This window comes from Phyllobacterium sp. (assembly GCF_037994425.1).
GTDB lineage: Bacteria > Pseudomonadota > Alphaproteobacteria > Rhizobiales > Rhizobiaceae > Phyllobacterium.
In genome coordinates this window covers 1-4986 of record NZ_JBBNAM010000293.1, presented here as the reverse complement: position 1 = coordinate 4986, position 4986 = coordinate 1, and the positions used below count along the sequence as shown (strand labels likewise).

3 protein-coding genes and 1 pseudogene are annotated in these 4986 nt (G+C 54.2%); 3 read left to right on the top strand and 1 reads right to left on the bottom strand.

The window, feature by feature from the left end; translation table 11 throughout:
- The first annotated feature begins 61 nt into the window (after positions 1-61).
- Complete coding sequence (locus AAAB35_RS19920; protein WP_340670012.1) at positions 62-340, top strand: hypothetical protein; 279 nt, start codon at positions 62-64, stop codon at positions 338-340.
- A gap of 147 nt (positions 341-487) precedes the next feature.
- Here AAAB35_RS19920 and AAAB35_RS19915 read toward each other — a convergent pair.
- Positions 488-716 (bottom strand): annotated as a pseudogene (locus tag AAAB35_RS19915) (RES domain-containing protein); the annotation flags it as partial.
- Between the two features lie 837 nt (positions 717-1553).
- Here AAAB35_RS19915 and AAAB35_RS19910 point away from each other — a divergent pair.
- A complete protein-coding gene (locus tag AAAB35_RS19910; protein WP_340670011.1) occupies positions 1554-2285 on the top strand; it encodes a TylF/MycF/NovP-related O-methyltransferase in 732 nt (243 codons plus the stop codon).
- Positions 2286-2516: 231 nt separating this feature from the next.
- Positions 2517-4562 (top strand): acyltransferase family protein, encoded by a 2046-nt coding sequence (locus tag AAAB35_RS19905; protein WP_340670010.1) that lies wholly within the window; start codon positions 2517-2519, stop codon positions 4560-4562.
- Positions 4563-4986 lie beyond the last annotated feature (424 nt).

The following is a 4986-nucleotide window of genomic DNA, read 5'->3' as shown; positions in this document are numbered from 1 at the left end:
TTGTGGCGATCGACTACACCGAACTCGAGATGGCACTTAAAAAAGATCAGGAGACAATCAAATGAACATCCACCGGCGCTACAAGGCACCCGAAGCCCCACCCCATCGTTTTGCGATCGGCCAGCAGGTCCGCCTGAGAAGCGGCGGCGGGGCGATGATGAATACCACAGCGATATTCGAGATTCTGGCGACGCTTCCACCCCTTGGCCGCTCGTTCCAGTACCGTATCCGCGACGCGCAAGAGAACCACGAACGGATGGCCACTGAAGATAATCTTGAAGCCATCGATATATGGAGTAGCGGCGAGCGCAACGGTTTTAAGACACCGGCCGACGCGTGATCACCGAGGGTACGACCGAGCAAGAATTCAAAAACCTGCGGAAACGATGGGGCCATGAATTGTTTTGCAGCGTCGATAAGCAAGACGGCTGATCACTTCTGGCAATTGCGGGTGAGCTTTAGGCTGACTTTAACGCCGAAGCTGTCGCTACGGCGACAACCGGCCTTCATCGTCGATCAAATGTGAGGCGGCCAGGCAAAGCATCGCTCCAGTTCCACAGGACGAGATTGAGATCGTTATTGGTCGCGCCGGAGGCGAAGCTCCTGACGAGCAAACCCCGATATCCGGCTGCAACAAGCCTACTGGCGAAGGCCTGTGTCTTCGCTTCCCCGGTCGCCTTCATCTGGCTCCGCCAGGTCGTGTCGGCGAGCGAAGCTCGAAGTAATTGTGGCGAAAGGCACTACTCCCTAAAACGGCATCGACCTGAACCTTAAACTGCAGCATGACAGAATCGGCTATGGCATCCGCCATGTCCTTGCTGACCCATGCGGAAGCGGCGTAGCAAATATCAGCTCAGACGGCGATTTATGTAGGATTGCGAATCATTGACGCATTGGACTTGTCCCTAAAAGACCACGGACAAATGCGGCCAGCAAATCCAAATGCGGCTCCGCAATAGGTATACACACCGCGTTCAGCTTTCGGCTGCGCAGCTTCAGGCTATCTTGGCGTCGATGTTCCAGAGCGATGGCGCAACGTCAATACCAGCGTCCGCGACCATACCAGCCGCCGCCGCCAAGCAACAAGACAATAAGAACGATGATGAGAAGTGTGGTCATGTCCATGATGCATCTCCTTGCATCTCGATTTATCCGTCCACAACAACGAAGTTGGGTCTTCAAAGGTTCCAGGAAGCCAGCAGAGGATCGACGCCAGTCTACTATATGAAGGTTAAGGTTCCAGCGCGTTCGCAAGATGGCGCGATAAAAGGACCAACCGCGGGCGGAAAAGTCTCGAATACTTCTATCACCCTCCTTCATGCGGACTGCATCATCTCAATCGGTACCGGCGGCGTGCATTTAAAGCGAAAGGAAAACATCGCTTCGCCCCATTTATCGCTATCTTGCTTCAGGATCGTTGACCAATCACATCGCACCGAGGCTTAGGTCCATCGGGGCCCAACCGCCGGGCCGTCAAAGGCAGCAATCGACAAGATCGCAGAGCGCGCGCCCGAGGCACAATTTCAATGGAGGCACAACTTGAGGAGAATGGAATGGCTAGCATGAATGCTATTGTCAGGCGTGCCCGTCGCGTTATTGACACCTCCCTCTTGAGCAGCACGGCGCGGGCGGTTCGGCGCGAACGCCTTACTTACCTGTCACCACGGAAACTAAGGCGCCTCGAAGCCGCATTGAATGAGGTGTTGCAGCGCCAGGTGCCTGGTGACGTGGCTGAATTCGGGGTTGCCCTTGGCGGAAGCGCGATCGTCTTGGCCAAGACGGCGACGCGCCTTGGACGCAGCTTTCATGGCTTCGACGTTTTTGGAATGATTCCTCCTCCGACTTCGGACAAGGACGACGTGAAATCGAAGGATCGTTATCAAAAGATCACGCGTGGAGAATCCACCGGGCTCGGCGGCGATCTCTATTACGGATACCGTGATAATCTTTACGACGACGTTCGCCGCGCGTTCACGAAACATGGCCTCGATGTCGACAATTCGGCGATTGGCCTACACAAAGGGTTGTTCGAGAACACGCTGCCGAGCACCAAGATGCAACACGTCGCCTTTGCCCATATCGACTGCGATTGGTACGATCCCGTCACGTACTGCCTGAATGAGGTGGCTGATCGGCTAAGCCAACAGGGCATTATCTTGATAGATGACTACCATGATTATGGTGGATGCCGCGTCGCAACGGATGAATTCTTGCGCATGCGCTCCGATTTCAGTTTCGAAGATGGAGAAAATGTTGTCCTTCGTCGAACACGGATGAACGCTTGACCATATGCCGCCGGCCGGATTGGCGTGAACACCAAAAACGAACGCGATCTCAAATGGTTAGGATAAAATCCCCCCACCATCGAATTGGGGCCCGGATAGTACAAAGACCCTCACGCCATCTTACGCCGTTTCGTTTCAATTGATATTGCATCGCAGCAAAAGCGTTGCGGTGCATCAAAATTCACCTATGCTGGCCCTTGAAGAATTCCCGAGGTTGGGAGCTCGACAATTATGAGTACTATCACCACTGCATCGAAATCGTTTCGCCCTGATATTGAAGGGCTGCGTGCACTGGCGGTTTCCGGAGTGATTGCCTTCCATTTCGGCTACACGGGTTTGCCCGGAGGCTTCGTCGGGGTCGATATCTTTTTTGTGATATCGGGCTACCTCATTACCAAGCATCTTCAGCAGGAAGTAGCCAACCACGGCACGATCAATCTGTGGAGCTTCTACGCGCGGCGCGCACGCCGCCTGCTTCCTGCGTCGCTCTTCGTCATTCTGACTACCCTTTTGGTCGGCTACTTTATTCTCGCGCCAGCCGAACAGCAGCTTTATTCGAAGGGCGCGCTATTCGCTTCGACCTATATAATCAACTTGTGGCTTATCCGCTGGTCTCTTGATTATTTCGCTGTGGATGCAGCGAATAACCCGTTCATTCACTTCTGGTCGCTATCGGTCGAGGAACAGTTTTACCTGGTATGGCCGGCACTTCTCTTGTGCTTTGCGTGGATGCGGCCGGGCAAGCGTGGCGTTCCTTTGCTGATGCTCGGCGTGGCCGTCATTTCGTTTGCGCTCTGTGCGTGGCTGACAGCCGTTTCCCAGCCCTGGGCATTCTATTTTTCACCGTTCCGAGCTTGGGAATTTGCTCTCGGGGGGCTTGCGTCGATGGCGGTGCTGGACGCATCGGCCAAGCGCTTCCGGTACTCGCCTGCAATGGGTTGGCTCGGTATAGCCTTGATCACTCTAACCTATTTGAGAGTATCAGAAGCATCCCCCTTTCCCGGATTTATTGCACTGGTGCCCGCGATAGGCACTGTCATGGTGCTCCTCAGCGGCGCCCACGAGAGTCTCGGCGGGCCGAGTGCCATTCTCGGTGTGAAACCCGTTCAGTGGGTGGGAAAGCTGTCATATTCGCTCTATCTGTGGCACTGGCCAGTCATCGTCTATGCAACGATGCTGATGCCCGACCTGACGAATGTTCAGCGCCTGCTGCTCTTGGCATTGACCTTTGCATTGTCTCTTGTCAGCTATCATTTCGTTGAAAACCCGATACGCAGGAATGCTTGGCTGATCGCAGGGACGGCCCGTTCTCTCGGCTTGGCTGCTCTGCTCACTGCAACAGGCGTCACGATTGCCTATGCCAGCGCTTCGTTTGCAAGACACAATCTCAGTCCGCAACAGCAAACCATCCTTGAAGCTGCCGAGCGCCCCTCGGTGGTGCGCGAAACGGATGCCAGCTGCGTGCTTGACCTTGAAACAGTCAAGCCAAAACCGTGCGTATTCGGTGCTCGATCGTCAAACGAGACGATCGTTCTTTTTGGAGATTCGCATGCGGATCATTGGTCGACACCGCTCGTTGACATTGCAAAGAGGGATAATATTCGCCTCGTGACGTACATGAAATCATCATGCCGCGCGACACGAATAACAACGCGGAACTCGAAACTGCAAAGAGATTACACCGAGTGCGATGACTGGAGAGAGCGTGCGATCAAAGAAATTATTGCGATGAAACCGCAGACGGTCATCATCTCACAGCTTTCGATAAGCCATCTTTCCGAGGAAATCGGCGATCCATCCGAGTATCAAGTGCGCAAAAAGCAGTGGGCGCAAGGCATGAAATCTACAATAGAGGCCCTCAGCAATGCCGGAATCAAGGTTGTCTACCTTCGCGATGTGCCCACGCACACGTCATATCTCGACAAATGCGTGGCGCGCGCGCTCTGGCAACAGAGAGACCCGTCAGTCTGCGATACGCCGCGAACTGTAGCAGCCGACGATGACGATGCTCAAACAGAAAAGGCGATTATCTCAAGCATCAGGAATGCACGATATATCGATATGACTGATTACTTCTGCGATCATACGCTTTGTCATGCCATGATCGACGGCAAGTTGACCTTCCGTGATCGTCATCACATCGCAACGCCCTATGCTGAGTTCCTGGCTGCACCACTTGAACAAGCGATCTTCAAACGGACGATCGCGACGACGTTGAAAGCTCACCCCATTAGCGAGAAAAATTCCAAAGGCGACACACCTGTCAAGCTGCAGTAGGCTGCGCCATGGCCCAACGACTTGGCTCGCCCGGTTCAAAAGAGGCGGCGAGAAACAATAAACCGGAGAACCTTGCCGCCTCTTGTCGCAAGGCCGATCACCGGCAATTGGGGCACGTGTGGCGATCGGGCGACAGCCGACCCGGTGATGGAATGGGGAAACAACTATTATTGTGGCTGAACGTTCTCCTTTGCTGGAGAAATGCCTTCCTGCGATAACTTTGCGCCCTTAACTTTGCGCCCGACCCTTCGGCCAGCACTTGATTTACCTCTTTGTCCGAGCGATTTAATCAAGCAGGATGTGACATATTATTGATAATGCGCGATCTTTTCGTGTTCGCATTTAATTTGCGGGCACGGGAACGCTGGGATGGTGGCAGGGACAAGGAGGCCGGGCGTTATCCTGCGGTTAACCGCCAATCCAT

Coding starts and splice junctions, on each gene's coding strand:
- AAAB35_RS19905 (WP_340670010.1), top strand. CDS start 2,517: ATGAGTACTATCACCACTGCATCGAAATCGTTTCGCCCTGATATTGAA.
- AAAB35_RS19920 (WP_340670012.1), top strand. CDS start 62: ATGAACATCCACCGGCGCTACAAGGCACCCGAAGCCCCACCCCATCGT.
- AAAB35_RS19910 (WP_340670011.1), top strand. CDS start 1,554: ATGGCTAGCATGAATGCTATTGTCAGGCGTGCCCGTCGCGTTATTGAC.